This window comes from Methanobrevibacter sp. (assembly GCF_051877095.1).
Lineage (GTDB): Archaea > Methanobacteriota > Methanobacteria > Methanobacteriales > Methanobacteriaceae > Methanocatella.
Map to the genome: position 1 here is coordinate 84,403 of NZ_JBJEIO010000001.1, position 18,300 is coordinate 102,702.

Consider the following 18,300-nt stretch of genomic DNA (forward strand, 5'->3'; position numbering starts at 1 on the left):
AACATTTAAATATAATGTTCGTATAAATACAAACTAATTAAATGGTGATAAAATGGCATACAATATAAAAAACTCAAAAGAATTAGCAAACTTAATTAACTACACTAATTTAAATAACATGATTAGTGAAAAGGAAATGATTGAATTTCTCGAAAAAGCAAAAGAAATCAATGTTAATTCTGTTGTTGTTTCCCCTACATATGTTACATTAGCAAAAAACATATTAAAAGACACCAACATAAAAGTCGGAAGTGTTATTGGATTCCCACTAGGCTTTGAAGACACTGAAAGCAAAGTAGCAACAACTAAATCTTTACTTAACAAAGGTGTCGATGAATTTGAAGTAGTTCTTAATTTAAGTTACCTAAAAGATGAAAAATACGAATTACTTGAAAATGAACTAAAACAAATAAAAGAGATAATCGGAGATAAAGTCTTAAAAGTAATTATTGAAACAAAAGTATTAGAAGACTATCAAAAAGCTAATGCTGCAAAATTAGCAGAAAAAAGTGGTGCAGATTATGTAAAAACAGCTACTGGTTTTGTATCTCCTAGTCACATTTTTGAGAAAGTTAATGACATTAACATTATCCAAAAATATGCTCCAACAATTAAAATTGAGATATATGGCGGAATTGACAATTATAAATTCGCTAATCAAATATTAACTGGAGGAGCAGATATTATTGGAAGTGATCAAGGCTACGAAATTGTCAAAAGATATAAAGATTTACGAGAAAATACTCAAGTAAAACCAAAACCTATCACTTTATAGATTAAAAAAAACCATCACCATTTTTAATCTAAAATAAAAACATTAAAAAAAAAACTTATTTTACATATAAAAAAATAACTATATATTTTGAAAAAGTTAATAAAAATAGTTAAAAGTAATGCCATGGGCCGGACTTGAACCAGCGACATCTAGATCTTCAGTCTAGCGTTCTCCCATCTGAACTACCATGGCATATGGACCGAACGAGATTCGAACTCGTGATCTCCTCCACGTCAAAGAGGAATCATACCCCTAGACCACCGGTCCTACACAACATACTATAATTTATAAAAACTCATATATAAAGTTTTCTTTGTTGAGTAGAACAAGCAGTAAAAATTTTAAAAATAAAAAAAATTGACCAAGAAGTGGCCAATAGATTTTATTATTAAAAGCTTTTTTAAAAATAACTAATTAGAAAATCTATTTGATTGCTAATTTGATATCTTCAGCTTTTACAGTTTTTCTACCAGCATGGCGTGCGAAATTAACAGCTTTTTGTGCGATTTCGTCACCTTTTTCTTCTAATGCTTCAGCTAATGCAATTTTTGCATCATCACTAATTCTTTGTGCGCCAGCATTTTTTAAGATACGACCGACTGGTGCGATTGGTAATTCACTCATAATTACACCTCCAATTAAATGGTAGTACACAATAGTATATAAAGGTATCGGAAAAATGCCTATTTTTCGTTTATATTATAACTTATCACCTATTAGAATATACTTTTAAATTTAAGAAAAAATTAAAAGCATTATAAAAAAACTAAGGAAAAAAGTAAGACTAATATAAAAAAATAAGATAAATAAAAAAAATAAAAGAATATTACAATAATTCACTTTTAAGATAAGTGGCTGTTGCTTCAGTTATTTTTACATCCACAAAAGTTCCTAAACTAACATTGTCCACAATTACTGGAATATAAGAATCAGTTTTTGCAATAAAACCACCTTTAGAACCTTTTTCGATAACAAAAACCCTTTGATGAGAATTAACTAAACATTTATTTTCTTCTTCAGTTATTTCTGACTTAATATCAGCTAAAAATTTTGATCTTTTCTTCATGACTTCATGAGGAACTTCAGTAAGATTAGAAGATATTGCACCTTTCCTATGTTGATATTTAGACAAATGAATCAAACTTGGTTTTATCTTTTTAAGTAACTCAACAGTTAAATTAAAATCATCATCAGTTTCAGTTGGATAACCAACGATAATATCCACTGCTAAAGTCAAATCAGGAATTTCCTTTTTGAATTTTGAGACAATATCAAGATACTGATTGATAGTATGACCTCTTCTCATGTCAGATAAAACCTTATCACTTCCACTTTGAATAGGTAAATGAATGAAATTATATACCTTTGGATGTTTTATAGCATCTATAATTTCATCAACATCATCTAAAATATTTTTAGGGTGCATCATTCCAACACGAATACGAAAATCTCCATCTAAATTAGCTATCTCTTTGATTAAATCAGATAGCTTTTCACCACTGTCCCGACCAAATGCAGCAGTATCCTGAGCAGTGAGCTGAATTTCACAAGCCCCATTCTCAATAGCTTTTCTTGCTTCTTCCTTAATATCTGCAATTGGATAACTATTTAAAGGTCCACGAGCAAATCGAGTACAACAAAATGTACATGCTCCCAAACAACCTTCACATATTTGAATAATATGAATTAAACTATCATCCACTATTTTAGAAACATTCACTTTAGACTCTTTTGAAAATCCTGATTCACGAACTACCTCACCACAATAAGTAGCTTCAACAACACTTGCAGACTTATTTAATTGATGCGGTCCAATCCATGAAGTACTAGGTGCAATATTCCCTAATTTTTCAGGATCAATCTCAACCATACATCCACCAACAATGATCTTTTTATCAGGAAAATCCTTTTGGAGCTTTTGAATTCTATAAGTAACTTTATTTTCAGTAGGTAACTTAACATAACATGTATTTACAATGATAACATCAGCTTCATCTATGGAATCCACAATATCTATATCATTTTCCTGTAAATTACCTGCTATAATTTGTCCATCTGCTTTATTGAATGTACAACCATAAGATTCAATATATACTTTCATTTTATTTTCACTCTAGGAAGATTTTTTAGTTTTCTTAAATATGTCTTTAGTTAAATCATAATCAAAATTATTGAATTTAACTGGTTTTGAATAAACCCTTTTTATTACTCCTGCTTTTGCAAAACCAGAAGTTAATTTTCTATCTTTAGTCTTGATAACATGAACTTTTACAATGTGTTTGTCAATTTTAACAACATCACCAGGAGCTATTTCAAAATTTCTATCCAAATCTAATTTATAGGAATCAACTTCACCATGTAGATCTACTGAAAAACCTATACGTGCTGGGATTTCAGTAGATGCTGCCCATATAGTATTAATATCTTCAATTTTTGCTTTGTTTACTCTTTTATCTTTAACTTCAATACTAGTCACTTCAACCTGACCTAAATCAGAAATTAAGACATCTCCACTTTTCAATTCATCACTTGGTGATAAATCAATAGTAGTTTTATGAGATTTATCTTGTGCAGAAATAATTAATCTATACGGTTTGGGTTTTTTTGCAGAAAGAATATCTCTAAAAACATGACCACAATCTTCACATTTTAATAAATATTCTTCCATGAGTTTTTTCTTAGAGGATTTTTGTTTTGCGTTTAAAATTTCAATATCATCAGAACCACAAATCGGACATTCCATTTTTATACCTCCTTAATCAGATTCATTTAGATAATGGTTAACCAAACCACCATCTTCCAATATACTTAACATGAACTCTTTAAATGGTTCAAAAGTTTTGCTATCCCCTGTAGTTTCATTAACTAATTTACCCTCAGATAAATCAATACTTATTACATCCCCATCATTAGCTTCAATATCACTAACAATAACAGGTAATCCTATGTTAATTGCATTTCTATAAAATATCCTTGCAAAAGATTTTGCTATAATCGCGCTAACACCTGCTGTCTTAATGGCTACAGGTGCTTGTTCTCTTGAAGATCCACAACCAAAGTTTTCATCAGCAACAATAACATCCCCTTTTTGAACATTTTTCGTGAAATCTGGTCGTTCACCTTCTAAAACATGATCTGCTAAATCTTGAGGATTAAATGTTCTTAAATATCTTCCAGGGATTATTACATCAGTATCAATATTCTCTCCAAAAGTCCATGTTTTTCCTTTAATAATATCCATAAATATCACAATAAAAAAAATTGAATTAAAAAAATGAGTATTTGGGATTCCACCCAAATACAAGATAAATAAGGTGATTTAAAATTAAACTATTCTTTTTTCTGTTTTAAAGGTTTTGCAAATTTTTGCTCAACACTTTCACGATACATTGAATTCATAGTACAAAATGGAATTATCCTACCATCCGGAATTGCATAATGAATAACACATTTTTTAACTCTGTCTTCATCAAAATTAAATGGATCCATAAAGTGCATACATGAAATAAGCATCGCATCTTTAGAAAAGTCTCCTAATGCATCATAAGACCTTTTAGCAAATACATCAAATAAAATCTTTTTAATGTCTAAATGTTTTGGAGTTTTACTAGTATGTACTAATTTTGGGAGATTTTTAGTAACACCAGCTAAAACTTTCTTACGAGCACCAAATTTACCTTCAATAAGTTTATCTGCGTATTCATCTAATTTCACAAATAAATCATCAACATCAATAAAGTTTGTAATTGGTATTAAATTATCTCTTCCACTACCCTCAGTTTTTTCTCTGAATACATAAGTACCTACACCACAATGTTGGTGACAATTTAAGGTAACTGACGGTCTTTCTTCTCCATCAAGAGCAGAAATGAATCTTGCAATTGGTTCAACAGCTGATGGAGGATAAAAGTCAGTTGTTTTAACTTGACCTTTGGTCTGTTCCTCAATGGTTTTAACAAAGTCTGGAATTGTGATCCTTTGGGATTCAACTTGATCAGTAGGTGTCCTTCCAGAAAATGAAACTGGTTGGAAATTAACTCCATAAATAATATCATTATTGTCAAATGCAAACTTAATTATTTCTCCTATTTGATCATCATTAACACCTTTAATTAAAGTAGGTACAAGCACAACACCTAAACCTGCTTTTCTACAGTTTTCAATAGCTTCTAATTTAAATGGAAGTAAATCTTTACCTCTGTTGTAAATATAAGGTTCAGGAGTTACACCATCAAAAGCAAGATAAACTGTGTTTAATCCAGCTGCTTTTAAGTCACCAGCTAAATCTTCTCTTTTAGCTAATCTAATACCATTAGTAGCTATTTGAACATGAGTGAAACCTTCCTCTTTAGCCATTTCAACAAGTTCAACAATATCTTTTCTTACAGTTGGTTCCCCACCTGAATATTGTATAGCTGGAGTTGGATTTGGTTTTAAATTTCTTAAGTTTTTAAGCATTTGTCTAATTTCATCTTGAGTAGGTTCATATAAATATCCTGCAACTGCCGCATTAGCAAAACAAATCGGACATCTTAAATTACACCTATTAGTTACATCAATTAAACCTAAAACAGTTGAAGTTTCATGTTTTGAACATAATCCACAATTACTAGGACAACTAGCAAAATCTTCAACACAAGGATTTTCAACAGAAGCTATTGATGGAACATAGTTATCTGCTCTATTATATAACTTATCATCGCCCCAATAAGTGTTAATAAATTCACCATGCTCATCACAAGTTTTTTTTATGAAAATTTTATTATTTTCATCATAAACCTCTGCATCAATTGGTTTGCCACACTCAGGGCATAAACTCTTAGTACTTTTAATTTTCAAAAAATCACCCTCAATAATAATTTTTCAGCTATTAAACTAAAATGTTATAATATTATTATATTTAAATTATAGTATTATTTAAACTTAATTAATATATAGTAGTTTTACAAAAAATATAGATGGAGATAAATAAGATGACTATTAATATTCAAATACTACTTATTTCATGTGTCACTACACTATACTTCATACTCCCTGCATATCTTTCAAACAGTGCAGGATTAATATTTGGTGGTGGACTTCCAGTTGATTTTAGAAAAACTGACAAAAAAGGCATTCGCTGGATTGGAGATGGAGTAACTTGGAGAGGATTAATTGCAGGAACCATTATTGGATCTCTAACAGGACTAATTCAAGGATTTGCCGCACCATACATTATTCCAACATATGGCGGATATATAATAACTCCAATAATAACCAACACAACAAACGGAATATTAATAGGATTTTTACTTGGTTTTGGAGCTCTTTTAGGTGATGCAATGGGTAGTTTCTTAAAAAGAAGACTTGGAATTGATCGTGGAAAATCCGCACCTATATTAGATCAATTAGATTTCCTAATAGTTGCATTAATTTTAGTTTCATTTGTCGTGAAAATGGATTTACTATTTATTATTTTATCCATCCTATTAACATTAATTATACATCTAATAGCTAACACTTGTGCTTATTTACTAAATCTAAAAGATGTTTGGTACTAATTAAAAAAAAGAGATTAAAAGGTAAATATTTTACCTTAAATATTTATTCATCATTACAGAAGTTCCAACAGCAGGTGCAACAACACATTCCTCATCTGTTAAAATATCACCCATAGATTTAACTTCCAATCCCAATAGTTCTGCTGCTTTTTTATCTAGAATATCTTTTCCAAGACCTGTTGTAACAATTAAGTCTAAATTTTGAGTTTCAACTACTTGTTTTAATCCATCAGCGATTTGTTCAACTTGCTTTTGGTGAATGAACTTAGACATCTCAACAACTTCATCCATAGTCAACATTTCCAAATCAGCACAAACTACACGAGTTATTCTTTTTGCACAGTCCATTTTTGATTTACCTTCACCATCAAAAGTATCACAAACATAATCCTCCTGAGTTATCAAATCTAAAACCATATATACATCAGCAGTCTGTGCAAACAATTCACTAGCTACACGATATTCTTTCCCATTTAATTCAATTTTATCAAGGAAACTTGCTAAATTGGTTCTTAAAGTACCAGTATATACTAACTCACCTGTAGCTGATCTATCAAAGTCAGATTTACCAATTGCGCATTCTTTACCATCCTTAATTGGTATAATATCAGTTGTAGTACTTCCAGTATCAATGAAAATACAATTATTAGAAATCAATGTTGCAATTTGAGCAGTTGCAATCCAATTGGCAGCAGCTGCTTTAAGTGGAGTTTCCATAATTTCCTCTTTTGATAACATTCCATCGAGTCCAACATATGCTATTGGACAATCAAATGTTTCTTCACATTTTCTAACCACATCCAAAACTCCATCTTTTTTAGTATCATATGCATCAACAAGTTCTGCTGTCATTGAAATACCTACAGCATCAATTTCAGAAATTGGACAGATTTTTTCAATCAATTCAATTAGAACATGAGATAAATCATCATTATTACTCCACATTGGAAGATAAGCAAAATCAACCTCAATATTTACAATTTCCTCACCATCAAAATCAATAATCGCTAAATCAGTGTTTGCACCACCAATATCAAATCCTGCTACCTTCATATTATACTCTCCTAACTTCTAATGAATCTCCAGATTTTTTAAATTCAATTTCACCATCTAAAGAAATATCCAAATCATCAATTTTTATATTACCATCAACTAAATCAATGATTGTTTTACCTATGTTAAAATTAGCAATTTTACTTAATCCTACATAAGGAGTTGTGAATCTTGAGTTAATCTCAAGCAAATAAACTGAATAAATGTCTTTTTCATCCGCATTAATTTTTAAATCAACACCAACAAAACCTTTAATTCCATCTATAGCTTCAACTGCTTTAGTTGCAATATTTAATGCCTCATCTTTCAACTCAGTTTCAAATGGTAATTTACCACCAAGATAAATTCCTTTATCATCTTTCAACTCAACATATTGTTCATTTAAACTTATTGGAATAGCATTTTTACCATCTGAAATTAAACTAACACTAATATCAATTCCCTCAATATACTCTTGAACAAGAACACGAGACCCTGGAGTGAAAATTTTGTCCAAATCCAAAGTTAAATCTTCAATTTTTTCTATAACCACAATATCTTCACAATCTACACCAATTAATGGTTTTATTATTAATTTTAATGGAGTTAATGGATCTTCAGCTTGCCATTTCTCATGTAAATTTTCAATTGCTCTTTTCCAATATCCTTTTGGATCTATTTTAAATCTAAATGACCTTGGCTGAGGAATTGTATTAGGCAATGCTTCATAAGTTTCATATTTATCAGATGATTTTAAACAAGCCTCAGATGAAGAATTATATATCTTCACATTATTTTCCTCTAAAATTTTAGTAATATTGTAAAGATTATTATTATTTTCTGCTGCAATGAAAATAGCTCTACTAAATTGATTTACATTCTCACTAAGCCATGAAACAACATCCTGATTAATTAAGATTGGATTAACATTTTCATAATTTTTTATAATGTCTTTGTAAGATTCATTAATAAGTAAATTAACATCAAATTCTTTTAAATCTTCTAAAAGTGAAAATATTAATGCTTCAGCTTCCGAAATAATACATTTATCTTTTTCACCAGAAGCAGTAAAATATTCAAATACTAAAATAGATTCATTTTCTTTTGTCATAACTAATCAGCATCCCATTTAAATTTAATTCATCTGTTGGAAATAACATATTTTCTCCATCAAAAACCATATGAACAAGTGCATTCTCTTTTCTTTCAAATTCATCAACAGAAACATCTTCATCTATATTTTTCATCTTTCTTGTAAATGATGTCATTATATCTTCAGGAGCAACAATATTTAATAATCCGCGAGTATAATAATCCTCAATTGCATCTACAGTCAATTTTGCAGAATCACCTTGCCCATAAGGATTAATTGCATTTTTCATTTTATCTGCAAATTTAGCATCATCAATGATTTTGCGAGCATTATTCACAATAGCTTCCTTATCAGAACCTACAAGTATATTCCCGCCAGCAGTTACAGTTTCAGGTCTTTCAGTATTGTATCTTAATGTTAAAGCTGGAACATTTAATGTTATTGCTTCTTCTTGAAGACCTCCAGAATCAGTTAAGATTAATGTTGAAGCAGAAGTTAACTGTAGGAAATCAAGATAACCTAACGGTTTTATAATATGAACATGACTCAAATTATTCAATTCATCAAATAAATCAAATTTTTCCAGCATGTTTTTGGTTCTTGGATGAATCGGGAAAACAATATTCATGTCATCCAATTCTTTTAATGCTTCAATAATACCCATAACTCTTTCTTTAACATCAACATTTTCAGCCCGATGCATTGTAAAAGTTAAAATATTGTCCATTTTATCAATATTAAGTTTTTTAAGAGATTCTTCTTCAATACCTCTTTTTTTTGCAATATCTAAATGTCTAAAACAAGCATCAACAACTGTATTTCCAGTTATAATTAAATTTTTTCTTGAATACCCTTCAGCTAAAAGATTAATAGCTGAATCTATAGTTGGTATAAAATACATTGCAGAACATACATCAGCAACTCTACGGTTTACTTCTTCAGGCATTGTCATATCAAAAGATCTAAGTCCAGCTTCAACATGACCTATTGCAATATGCAATTTGGACGCAACCATCGCAGCTGCTAAAACTGCATTAGTATCTCCTTGAACTAAAACAATATCTGGTTTTTCCTCAAGAAGAATTTCTTCAATACCTTTCATCATCAAACCAGTCTGTTTTCCATGAGTTCCAGAACCCACATGAATATTATAGTCAGGAGTCCTAATATCTAAATCCTTAAAGAATGCATCAGACATTTCCTCATCATAATGTTGGCCAGTATGCAAAACAATCTGATCAATATCTCTTCTAGAAATCTCATCAATAATAGGAGCCATCTTAATAATTTCGGGTCTAGTCCCTAAAATAGTAGCTATTTTCATAATATTATATTTATATAATTAATCATTAAAAATTCTTTTTAATTTTTAGTAGATACTAGGGAAATTATACTCAATAATTTATCATTTTGTTTTTATTCCCATCTATGCAAATCATTTAGGCTTTTTATCATAGATTCTCTAATTGCATATCTTTTTTGCAAATCAGATAAAGAATCAACTAAATTACGCTTAAATCTCTCACATGCATAATCATCATATTTAAATTTAATTCCATCATACTGAATATCCATTAAAATTAGGTATTCTGCTTCCATAACTTTAATATGAGCCCTGGGTTCATTCTCATTAGGATTTAATAATCTTTCGACTTCCTCCAAATCCATTTTACCAATAGCTACATCTACAAAAACCCTCATCATTTTTCTTACCATATTCCATAAAAATGATTCTCCATAAATATCAACAAAAATAGGAGATACAGTATCATGAAGATTTGGAAATTCTTTTTTATGATAATCACTTAAATCAACTTTTGTGATTTTAATATCCTCAATAGTCCTTGTAGTAGTCTTTTGGAATCTTTTTGTAAAATTAGTAAAGTTATGAGTTCCCTTAAATACTTCAGCACATTCTTTTAATTTATCAACATCCAAATCTTGGAATAAAATATATCTATATTGCCTCATTTGAGCGTATCTTGGCTTGAATGCATATCTTACAGGAGCACTTGCAATAATTTGAATATCATCAGGTAGAGAATTATTAATTTCATTTACTCTAACATCTTTTTCCGATTGAAAACTGATTACATTACCTAAACTATGTACTCCAGCATCAGTCCTTCCAGCAATTCTAAATCTAGATTTTTTTAAATCATCAATATAATTAAGCTTACGTAAATGGTAAATTAATTCTTCTTCAACTGTCCTTAAATCTGGTTGTCTTTGAAAACCATGAAAATTAGTTCCAATATATCCAATTTTGAGTGCTGTTCTTTTCATTATAATAATATTAAACACAATATAAAATAAAGTTTAAGAAAAAAATTTAAAAATTCAAAAAATCACAATTCTACTGCAAATTTATAATCTGCCTTATTATCCACGATATTTAATCCTCGAATCTTTTTATCCATATGGACAGTTTCTAACTCATTATTAACATCCCATGTAATAACAAAACCCATTTTCGTCCAAAATTTAATTGCACCATTCAATGTTTTGTGAGTATGTAAATATATATTATCATAATTTGATGCTTTAGCAAAATTTTCCACTACACTAAACATCTGAGAAGCCAAACCACAACGTCTATATTGTTTATCTACAAACAATCTCCAAATACTTGAAGTAGTATCTCCAAAGTATAAATGCCTAAATTCTGGAAAATCTTTATCATATGCTCTAATACCAATAGTAGCTATAATTTCACCATTTTTAGTATATGCTACAAAAAAATTATTTCTTTCTGGATTAATATAATATTTTTCAAGTTTCATAATGTCTTGATGCCATTCAGGAACATAATCATATCCCAATTCCAATTTAATCATTTTAAATAAAAATTCTTGAACATTAGCAATTTCTTTTGAATCTTTACTTAATTCTTTTATTATAACATCCATAGTAATGCCCCTTAAAAAAAGTATTACAAATTATAACTAATTTATTTAATAAGTAATACTTTTTTATAATTTTTGAATAATTTAATATTTATAAAGTAAAAAATAGTATTTAAATATTATCATTTCAAACCAATATGAGTTAATTTGAAATACAAAATTATTTTTTCATTTAAGAATACCCATCAAAAACCAATTTTTGAAAAACACAATAATTCTTCAATTACATTAATAACCACTATAAAAATACAATACAAAATAGTAATACTTTTTTAAAATTACATAATAATATTTAAATAGATTTAAATTAATAATATATACATAATTGTTATTATTTTTTTATTATAATATAATAAAAAAGTATGACAATTACAATCAATATTAAATAATTGGAGAATGAATAATAATGGAACAAAAATACATTATTGGAATAATAGTAGTTATTATAATCGCAATTATTGGTGGATCCATTCTAATGGGAGGATCTTCCACAGAACGAGCAGACAATGAACTTGTAGTAGCTGCATACAGTCATGGTGGAGAACCTGAATCAGGTTTTGACCCAATACTTGGATGGAACTATTACTCAGAACCATTAATCCAATCCACATTGTTAAAAATGACAAGAGGAATGGAATATGAAAACGATTTAGCTACAAGTTGGGAAGCTAATAATGATTTTACAGAATATACAGTAAAAATCAGAGATGATGTTAAATTCACAGATAACACCACTTTAGATGCAGAAGATGTAGCATTCACATACAATGAAGCTAAAAAAAGTGGAGCAAGTTTAGACTTAAGTAGTATGGACAATGCAACTGCAGTAGATAAACATACTATTAAATTTGAATTAAACAGACCAGATTCCACTTTTGTAGATAAGTTCGCATACATTGGTATTGTACCATCCGATTCATACAATAATGAGACTTACGGCTCAAATCCAATTGGATCAGGACCATTTAAATTTGTACAATGGGACAAAGGTCAACAAGTAATCTTAGAGAAAAACCCAAATTATTATGGAAAAGAGGTAAAATTCGATAAATTAACAATATTATTCGAACAAAATGAAGCTGCACTCAATGCTGCTAAAAATAAAGAGCTAGATGTAGCTGCAGTACCACTAACCTATGCAAATGAAACTGTAGATGGATACAAAATGTATCTCATGGATACAATTGATGTAAGAGGTATTTCACTACCAGTACAGAACAATACTGGTGAATTAAGTGAAGATGGAACTCCAATGGGTAACAACATTACTGCTGACAAATCAATAAGAGACGCTTTAAACTATGGTATTAATAGAACCGCAATATGTGAAGGAGCATTAAATGGTGTAGGTGTACCAAACTATGATGGAATCGCTCATTTACTACCATGGGCAAATAATGAATCTGCAATCGAAGATGGTGATATTGATAAAGCTAAAGACATCTTAAATAAAGGTGGATGGAAAGATACAGATGGTGATGGAATAGTAGAAAAAGATGGTCAAAAAGCATCTATAAATATATATTATTCATCAAATGCACCAGAAAGACAAGCTATTGCAGTAAGTATTGCTGAAGAAGCTAAAAAATTCGGTATTGAAGTTAATGCAACTGGTTCAAACTGGGACGAAATGGATAAAGTTAAAAACACTGACCCAATCGTATGGGGATTCGGTTCAACTGATCCATCAACAATGTGGTCTGAATATTACAGTGACCAAGCAACTATTGGATATAATAACCCTGCACTTATCAACAATAGTGCTATAGATAAACATATTGATAATGCTATGAAATCTGATCGTAACTCTTCATATTCAGAATGGTCCGATGTATCCTGGGATGGAAAAACCGGTATTTCACCTAAAGGTGAAGCAGCATGGTTATGGGTTGGAGAAATCAAATATGGATACTTTGTAGATGAAAGTTTAGATATATCCAATGATACAGCATTATTACAACCACACGGTGGAGATATCTTCGGAAACATCTATGATTGGTCACGTGTTTCTTCAATTGAAAAATAAATAAAAAAATAATGAGTTAAATTAAATTTTAACTCATTCCTTACTTTTTTTAGGAGTTATTCTATATGGTAAAATATGAAAAACTACTCAAATTTTTAGGAAAAAAATCTATTAGATTTATAATTTTACTCATTTTTGTTATATTATTAAGTTTTATTTTAATCGACATATCTCCAATAAATCCTATTAAATCTTATATTAGCAACATGGTCGTATCACAAGAACAAGTAGCTATTTTAGAAAGTTATTGGGGTGTAAATGAACCAATTACAAGTAAAATGATAAATTGGTTTGGAAATATTCTTCATGGTGATTTTGGAACATCATTAATATTTAGAATGCCAGTGATTGATGTTATTAAAGAAAGGTTTACTGCATCACTCGTATTAATGTTAAGTTCATGGATATTTTCAGGAATTTTAGGATTTATTTTAGGAATTATAGCTGGTTTTAAAAAAGACACAATAATAGACAAAGCAATAAAAGTTTACTGTTACATATTACAATCAGCACCAACATTTTGGATTGCTTTAATTATTCTTATGATATTTAGTGTTTACCTTGGATGGTTCCCAACAGGATTAGGAGTTCCAATTGGAACATTAAGCGAAAACGTATCCATTTGGGACTGGTTAAACAGACTGATATTACCAATGGTAACATTAAGTATTGTTGGTGTTGCATCAATCGCATTATTTACAAGAGATAAACTAATTGAAGTAATGAATAGTGATTATTTCTTGTTTGCAAAAGCAAGAGGTGAAAACGGTTGGCAATTGATAAAAAGACATGGTATAAGAAATATTCTACTCCCAGCAATTACATTACAATTTTTAGGATTTTCAGAATTATTTGGAGGTGCAGTACTCGTAGAACAAATTTTTACATATCCTGGAATAGGACAAGCAGCAGTTTCTGCAGGTCTTAGGAGTGATGTACCATTATTACTAGGAATTGTGATATTTAGTGCAATATTCGTATATTGCGGTAATTTAATAGCAGATATAATATATAATTTCGTTGACCCAAGAATTAAAGAAGGTGAAGAAGATGGTTAATAGAACAAAAAATAATAGTTTAAATCCACTTTCAAAAATGAATTTAAGAACAAAAACATTATTAACTATCGGATTAACAGTGTTTATTTTATTAATTGTTGTCATATCAAGTTTTTTTATCAATTCAAGTGATATTACAACTAACTTCAGTGTTATAAATAATCCCCCATCATTAGAACATTTATTTGGAACAGATTGGATGGGTAGAGATATGTTTACCCGTACACTAAAAGGGCTTGGATTAAGTGTTCAAATTGGTGCTGGAGCATCAATATTGAGTAGCCTAATTGCAATTGGGATGTCATTTTTAAGTAGTTTAAATAAACACTTAGACTCATTAATGTCATGGTTAATCGATTTATTCCTATCCATCCCTCATATTTTATTGATTATTTTAATTTCAATTAGTCTTGGTGGTGGAGCATTTGGAGTTACAATAGGAGTAGCAGTAACTCACTGGACAAGCCTTGCAAGAGTATTAAGAGCAGAAATTAAACAAATTAAAACTTCAGATTATGTCAAATTGTCTGAAAACTTTGGAAGATCCAAATCATGGATTGCAAGAAAACACATATTACCTTTAGTAATTACTCAAATCATTGTTGGAACTATTTTAATTTTCCCACATGCAATTATGCACGAAGCTAGCGTAACTTTCTTAGGTTTCGGATTATCCCCTCATGAACCTGCAATTGGTATTATATTATCTGAATCCATGAAATATCTTGCAACAGGTAACTGGTGGTTAGCATTATTCCCAGGATTATCATTATTAATCTTAGTATTATTATTTGATATTGCTGGAGAAAACATTAAAAAGATACTTGACCCAACAAGTGCAAACGAATAAGGTGATTTGATGGAAAAATTATTAGATGTAGAAAATGTTTCAATTTCATTCATCCAATATACTCAAGGATTAAATCAGCGCGATTTAAAAGTTATCACCGATTTAACTCTAGATGTATCTGAAGGAGAAATACTTGCAGTATTAGGATCAAGTGGATCAGGAAAAAGTTTACTTGCTCACGCAATATTTGGGATATTACCTGAAAATGCAAAACTAAATGGAAAAATCAAATACAAAGGAAAAGAACTAACCCAAAAAGATAAAGAAGAAATATGTGGAAAAGATATAACACTCATTCCCCAATCTGTGAACTTTCTAGATCCATTAATGAAAATATCAGAACAAGCAATAGGTTATACAGAAAATGCAGAAGAAAAAAAAGAAAAAAAACAAAAACAAAGAGAAATCTTCGAACATTATAATCTAGGTCCAGAAGTAGATGGCATGTATCCATTCCAACTTTCCGGAGGAATGGCAAGAAGAGTACTAATATCAACAGCATTACTATCTAATCCAAAACTAGTGGTAGCAGACGAACCAACACCGGGACTAGATGAAAAAATAGTCAAAGAAACCTTAAACCACTTCAAAAACATGAAAGAAGAAAATATAGGAATATTATTAATCACACATGATATTCATGCAGCATTAGAAATAGCTGATAGAATTGGAATATTTTACTCAGGATACGTAATTGAAATTGCAGAAAACAAAGACTTTTCAGGAAATGGAGAAAATCTCTTACACCCCTATACAAAAGCATTATACAAAGCATTACCTGCTAATGGATTTAATTTAACCAAAGGACACCAACCATTACATGGAGAAACACTTCAAGGATGCCCATACTACGACAGATGTGAAATGCGAATGGAAATATGTAAAGAAAAAAGACCGGAATTAATCGATCTTGGAAACAAAAAAGTCAGATGCTTCAAATACGAAGGAGGTTTAGAAGATGGAAATTAAAGGAAAGAACATTTCATTTAAATACCCATCCACAGACAAATACATACTAAAAGATGTAAACATATCTCTTGACAACACAAAAATCACAGCACTAGTCGGAGACAGTGGAAGTGGAAAGTCAACATTATGTAAAATCCTCTCAAGATATGTCCAAAACTTCGAAGGTGAAGTCACATTAAATGGCACGGAATTACCTAAAAAAGAATTTTGCCCTGTACAATTAGTATTTCAACACCCTGAAAAAGTAATGAATCCAAAATGGAAAATGATAAATGTCCTTAAAGAATCTTGGATGCCAGATGATGAACTCTTAGAAGAATTCGGAATTCAAAAATCCTGGTTAACAAGATTCCCCCAAGAACTATCAGGAGGAGAACTACAAAGATTCTCAGTACTAAGAACACTAAACCCAAAAACACAATTTATAATAGCTGATGAAATGACCACAATGCTCGATGCAATAACACAAGTACAAATATTAACATCAGTTATTGAAATCGTGAAAAAAAGAAACATGGGAATGCTAATCGTGAGTCACGACAAACCATTAGTAGAAACCATATGTGATGAGATTATATACTTAAAAGATATTAATGGTGTTTAACCATTAATCTTTATTAATTTTTTAATAAGATAATCTGCCCAAAGCATAGTAAGATTATTTGAAACTATTTCACCTAAAACAATACCCATCCAAGCTCCCCATACACCATAATCTAATATAACACCAAATAATACTGCAAAAAATATTGTAAAACCTGTTTCTCTAATAATTGTTTGAAACATTGCAGTAATCCCTTTTCCAAGACCTTGGAAGATATATGTTGAAGATACACCCACTGCCATTGTTGGATAATAAATTACAATCCATGAAAGAAAACTTGTAAGTTCAGATGCAATTCTTACACTGCTTCCAGAAGAAGCAAACATAGATGCAATATCCCCTGCAAATACATTTGTTAAAATAGCTACAATAAACGCAATGACAATTGAAACCTTCATTGCAAATCTATGAGCAATCTTGATATTTTTATAATTTCTTGCACCATAATTAGCTGCAACCACACTAATTAAAGCTGTTCCAATAGCTAAAAGAGGAGTGGTTCCAATGGTAACTATTCTCCATCCTGTTGAATAAACTGCAACCGAATCAGTTGATCCAACAAATGTCAAAAGTGCTGAGAATACTGCTGCAAAAAATGCATTATTTAAAAGTTGAATACTTGCAGGAAAACCTACTTTTATTATATCTATTGAAATTTCTTTCTTAAAATCAAAATTACTTAAATTAGGTTTTAAATAAGTATCTCCTTTAATGTAAAACCAATACAATAAAATTAAAATTACGAATATTGATGAGATAATAGTTGCAATGGCAGCTCCTCTAACACCTAAATCCAAAGTATAAATAAAAATAGGATCTAAAATCATGTTTAGAATAGCTGATGCAATCATAGCATACATTGGACGAATAGTATCTCCTTCACCTCTTGAAATACCATATAATGCATTTGAAAGTATTACAAATATAGAACCTGAAATGATAATCATACCATAATCAGTAGCATAGCCGATAGTTTGGCCTGCACCCATTACATTTAATATTAGATTTAATAAAGCAAGTAATACAAAAGTTACAATTAACGACACAATAATATCAATAAATATTGAATGGATAGATGCATTATCTGCTTTTTGCTTATCGTTTTCACCAAGATATTTTGATATAGCAAATGCTACACCTGAACCCAATCCATTTCCAAAACCAACTAAAATCATGAATATTGGTGTAAAAAATCCAACACCAGCTAATGCATCAGCACCAAGACCAGATACCCAAGCAGCATCAATTAAGTTGTAAAAACTAGTAATGAGTAATGAAATAATCAAAGGTATTGACATTTTGATTAATGCTCTTTTAGGACTATCAATCATCAAATCCACACTATTTGAAAAATCATTACTGAACATGTATTACTATTAAAATTTATTCAAATATAAAATTAATCTTAAAGAGCATAAAATAATAATTTTAGATTAATGATTAAATA

General features: G+C 29.8%; 18 protein-coding genes and 2 tRNA genes. 7 read left to right on the plus strand and 13 right to left on the minus strand.

Going from position 1 to position 18,300, the window contains the following annotated elements:
- Positions 1-52: 52 nt before the first annotated feature.
- Entirely contained in the window at positions 53-775 is a 723-nt protein-coding gene (gene deoC, locus ACI389_RS00420; protein ID WP_439779592.1) for a deoxyribose-phosphate aldolase, read from the plus strand.
- Positions 776-894: 119 nt separating this feature from the next.
- Here deoC and ACI389_RS00425 read toward each other — a convergent pair.
- The 7 genes from ACI389_RS00425 to tes form a co-directional block, all read right to left on the minus strand.
- Positions 895-967: transfer RNA gene (locus ACI389_RS00425), tRNA-Phe, on the minus strand.
- Positions 968-970: 3 nt separating this feature from the next.
- A tRNA-Val gene (locus ACI389_RS00430) sits at positions 971-1,042 on the minus strand.
- Between the two features lie 156 nt (positions 1,043-1,198).
- A complete protein-coding gene (locus ACI389_RS00435; RefSeq protein WP_042691314.1) occupies positions 1,199-1,399 on the minus strand; it encodes a histone family protein in 201 nt (66 codons plus the stop codon).
- Between the two features lie 202 nt (positions 1,400-1,601).
- Positions 1,602-2,876: a tRNA (N(6)-L-threonylcarbamoyladenosine(37)-C(2))-methylthiotransferase gene (locus ACI389_RS00440; RefSeq protein ID WP_439779593.1), complete on the minus strand. Its 1,275-nt coding sequence runs from the start codon at positions 2,874-2,876 to the stop codon at positions 1,602-1,604.
- 12 nt (positions 2,877-2,888) lie between these two features.
- Complete coding sequence (locus ACI389_RS00445; RefSeq protein ID WP_439779594.1) at positions 2,889-3,518, minus strand: HVO_0476 family zinc finger protein; 630 nt, start codon at positions 3,516-3,518, stop codon at positions 2,889-2,891.
- A 12-nt stretch (positions 3,519-3,530) separates the two neighbouring features.
- On the minus strand, positions 3,531-4,016 hold the full coding sequence (gene hacB / locus ACI389_RS00450; protein WP_439779595.1) for a homoaconitase small subunit: 486 nt from the start codon (positions 4,014-4,016) through the stop codon (positions 3,531-3,533).
- An 89-nt stretch (positions 4,017-4,105) separates the two neighbouring features.
- Positions 4,106-5,614, minus strand: a complete 1,509-nt coding sequence (tes, locus tag ACI389_RS00455) for a tetraether lipid synthase Tes (RefSeq protein ID WP_439779596.1) — start codon at positions 5,612-5,614, stop codon at positions 4,106-4,108.
- 134 nt (positions 5,615-5,748) lie between these two features.
- Here tes and ACI389_RS00460 point away from each other — a divergent pair, with 134 nt between their 5' ends.
- On the plus strand, positions 5,749-6,315 hold the full coding sequence (locus tag ACI389_RS00460) for a CDP-2,3-bis-(O-geranylgeranyl)-sn-glycerol synthase (RefSeq protein ID WP_439779597.1): 567 nt from the start codon (positions 5,749-5,751) through the stop codon (positions 6,313-6,315).
- Positions 6,316-6,345: 30 nt separating this feature from the next.
- Here ACI389_RS00460 and ACI389_RS00465 read toward each other — a convergent pair whose 3' ends face one another.
- The 5 genes from ACI389_RS00465 to ACI389_RS00485 form a co-directional block, all read right to left on the minus strand.
- Positions 6,346-7,368 carry a hydantoinase/oxoprolinase family protein gene (locus ACI389_RS00465; protein ID WP_439779598.1) on the minus strand — a complete coding sequence of 341 codons (1,023 nt, stop codon included), beginning with the start codon at positions 7,366-7,368 and terminating at the stop codon, positions 6,346-6,348.
- Between the two features lies 1 nt (position 7,369).
- On the minus strand, positions 7,370-8,458 hold the full coding sequence (locus ACI389_RS00470) for an ATP-grasp domain-containing protein (RefSeq protein WP_439779599.1): 1,089 nt from the start codon (positions 8,456-8,458) through the stop codon (positions 7,370-7,372).
- Positions 8,442-9,764, minus strand: coding sequence for a non-hydrolyzing UDP-N-acetylglucosamine 2-epimerase (wecB, locus tag ACI389_RS00475; protein WP_439779600.1), 1,323 nt, complete (start codon positions 9,762-9,764; stop codon positions 8,442-8,444). The genes ACI389_RS00470 and wecB overlap by 17 nt, the downstream gene beginning before the upstream one ends.
- Before the next feature lie 92 nt (positions 9,765-9,856).
- Positions 9,857-10,726, minus strand: coding sequence for a tRNA pseudouridine(38-40) synthase TruA (gene truA, locus ACI389_RS00480; protein WP_439779601.1), 870 nt, complete (start codon positions 10,724-10,726; stop codon positions 9,857-9,859).
- 62 nt (positions 10,727-10,788) lie between these two features.
- Positions 10,789-11,349, minus strand: a complete 561-nt coding sequence (locus ACI389_RS00485; RefSeq protein ID WP_439779602.1) for a GNAT family N-acetyltransferase — start codon at positions 11,347-11,349, stop codon at positions 10,789-10,791.
- A gap of 403 nt (positions 11,350-11,752) precedes the next feature.
- Here ACI389_RS00485 and ACI389_RS00490 point away from each other — a divergent pair, with 403 nt between their 5' ends.
- From ACI389_RS00490 to ACI389_RS00510, 5 genes are all read left to right on the plus strand, one after another.
- Positions 11,753-13,372, plus strand: coding sequence for an ABC transporter substrate-binding protein (locus ACI389_RS00490; protein WP_439779603.1), 1,620 nt, complete (start codon positions 11,753-11,755; stop codon positions 13,370-13,372).
- Positions 13,373-13,437: 65 nt separating this feature from the next.
- On the plus strand, positions 13,438-14,430 hold the full coding sequence (locus ACI389_RS00495) for an ABC transporter permease (RefSeq protein ID WP_439779604.1): 993 nt from the start codon (positions 13,438-13,440) through the stop codon (positions 14,428-14,430).
- Positions 14,423-15,280, plus strand: a complete 858-nt coding sequence (locus tag ACI389_RS00500) for an ABC transporter permease (protein ID WP_439779605.1) — start codon at positions 14,423-14,425, stop codon at positions 15,278-15,280. Before ACI389_RS00495 ends, ACI389_RS00500 begins: the two co-directional genes overlap by 8 nt.
- 9 nt (positions 15,281-15,289) lie before the next feature.
- Positions 15,290-16,249 (plus strand): oligopeptide/dipeptide ABC transporter ATP-binding protein, encoded by a 960-nt coding sequence (locus tag ACI389_RS00505; protein ID WP_439779606.1) that lies wholly within the window; start codon positions 15,290-15,292, stop codon positions 16,247-16,249.
- Positions 16,239-16,853, plus strand: a complete 615-nt coding sequence (locus ACI389_RS00510) for an ABC transporter ATP-binding protein (protein WP_439779607.1) — start codon at positions 16,239-16,241, stop codon at positions 16,851-16,853. Before ACI389_RS00505 ends, ACI389_RS00510 begins: the two co-directional genes overlap by 11 nt.
- Here ACI389_RS00510 and ACI389_RS00515 read toward each other — a convergent pair.
- Positions 16,850-18,184 carry an MATE family efflux transporter gene (locus tag ACI389_RS00515; RefSeq protein WP_439779608.1) on the minus strand — a complete coding sequence of 445 codons (1,335 nt, stop codon included), beginning with the start codon at positions 18,182-18,184 and terminating at the stop codon, positions 16,850-16,852. The two genes, ACI389_RS00510 and ACI389_RS00515, sit on opposite strands and share 4 nt — an antisense overlap.
- Positions 18,185-18,300 lie beyond the last annotated feature (116 nt).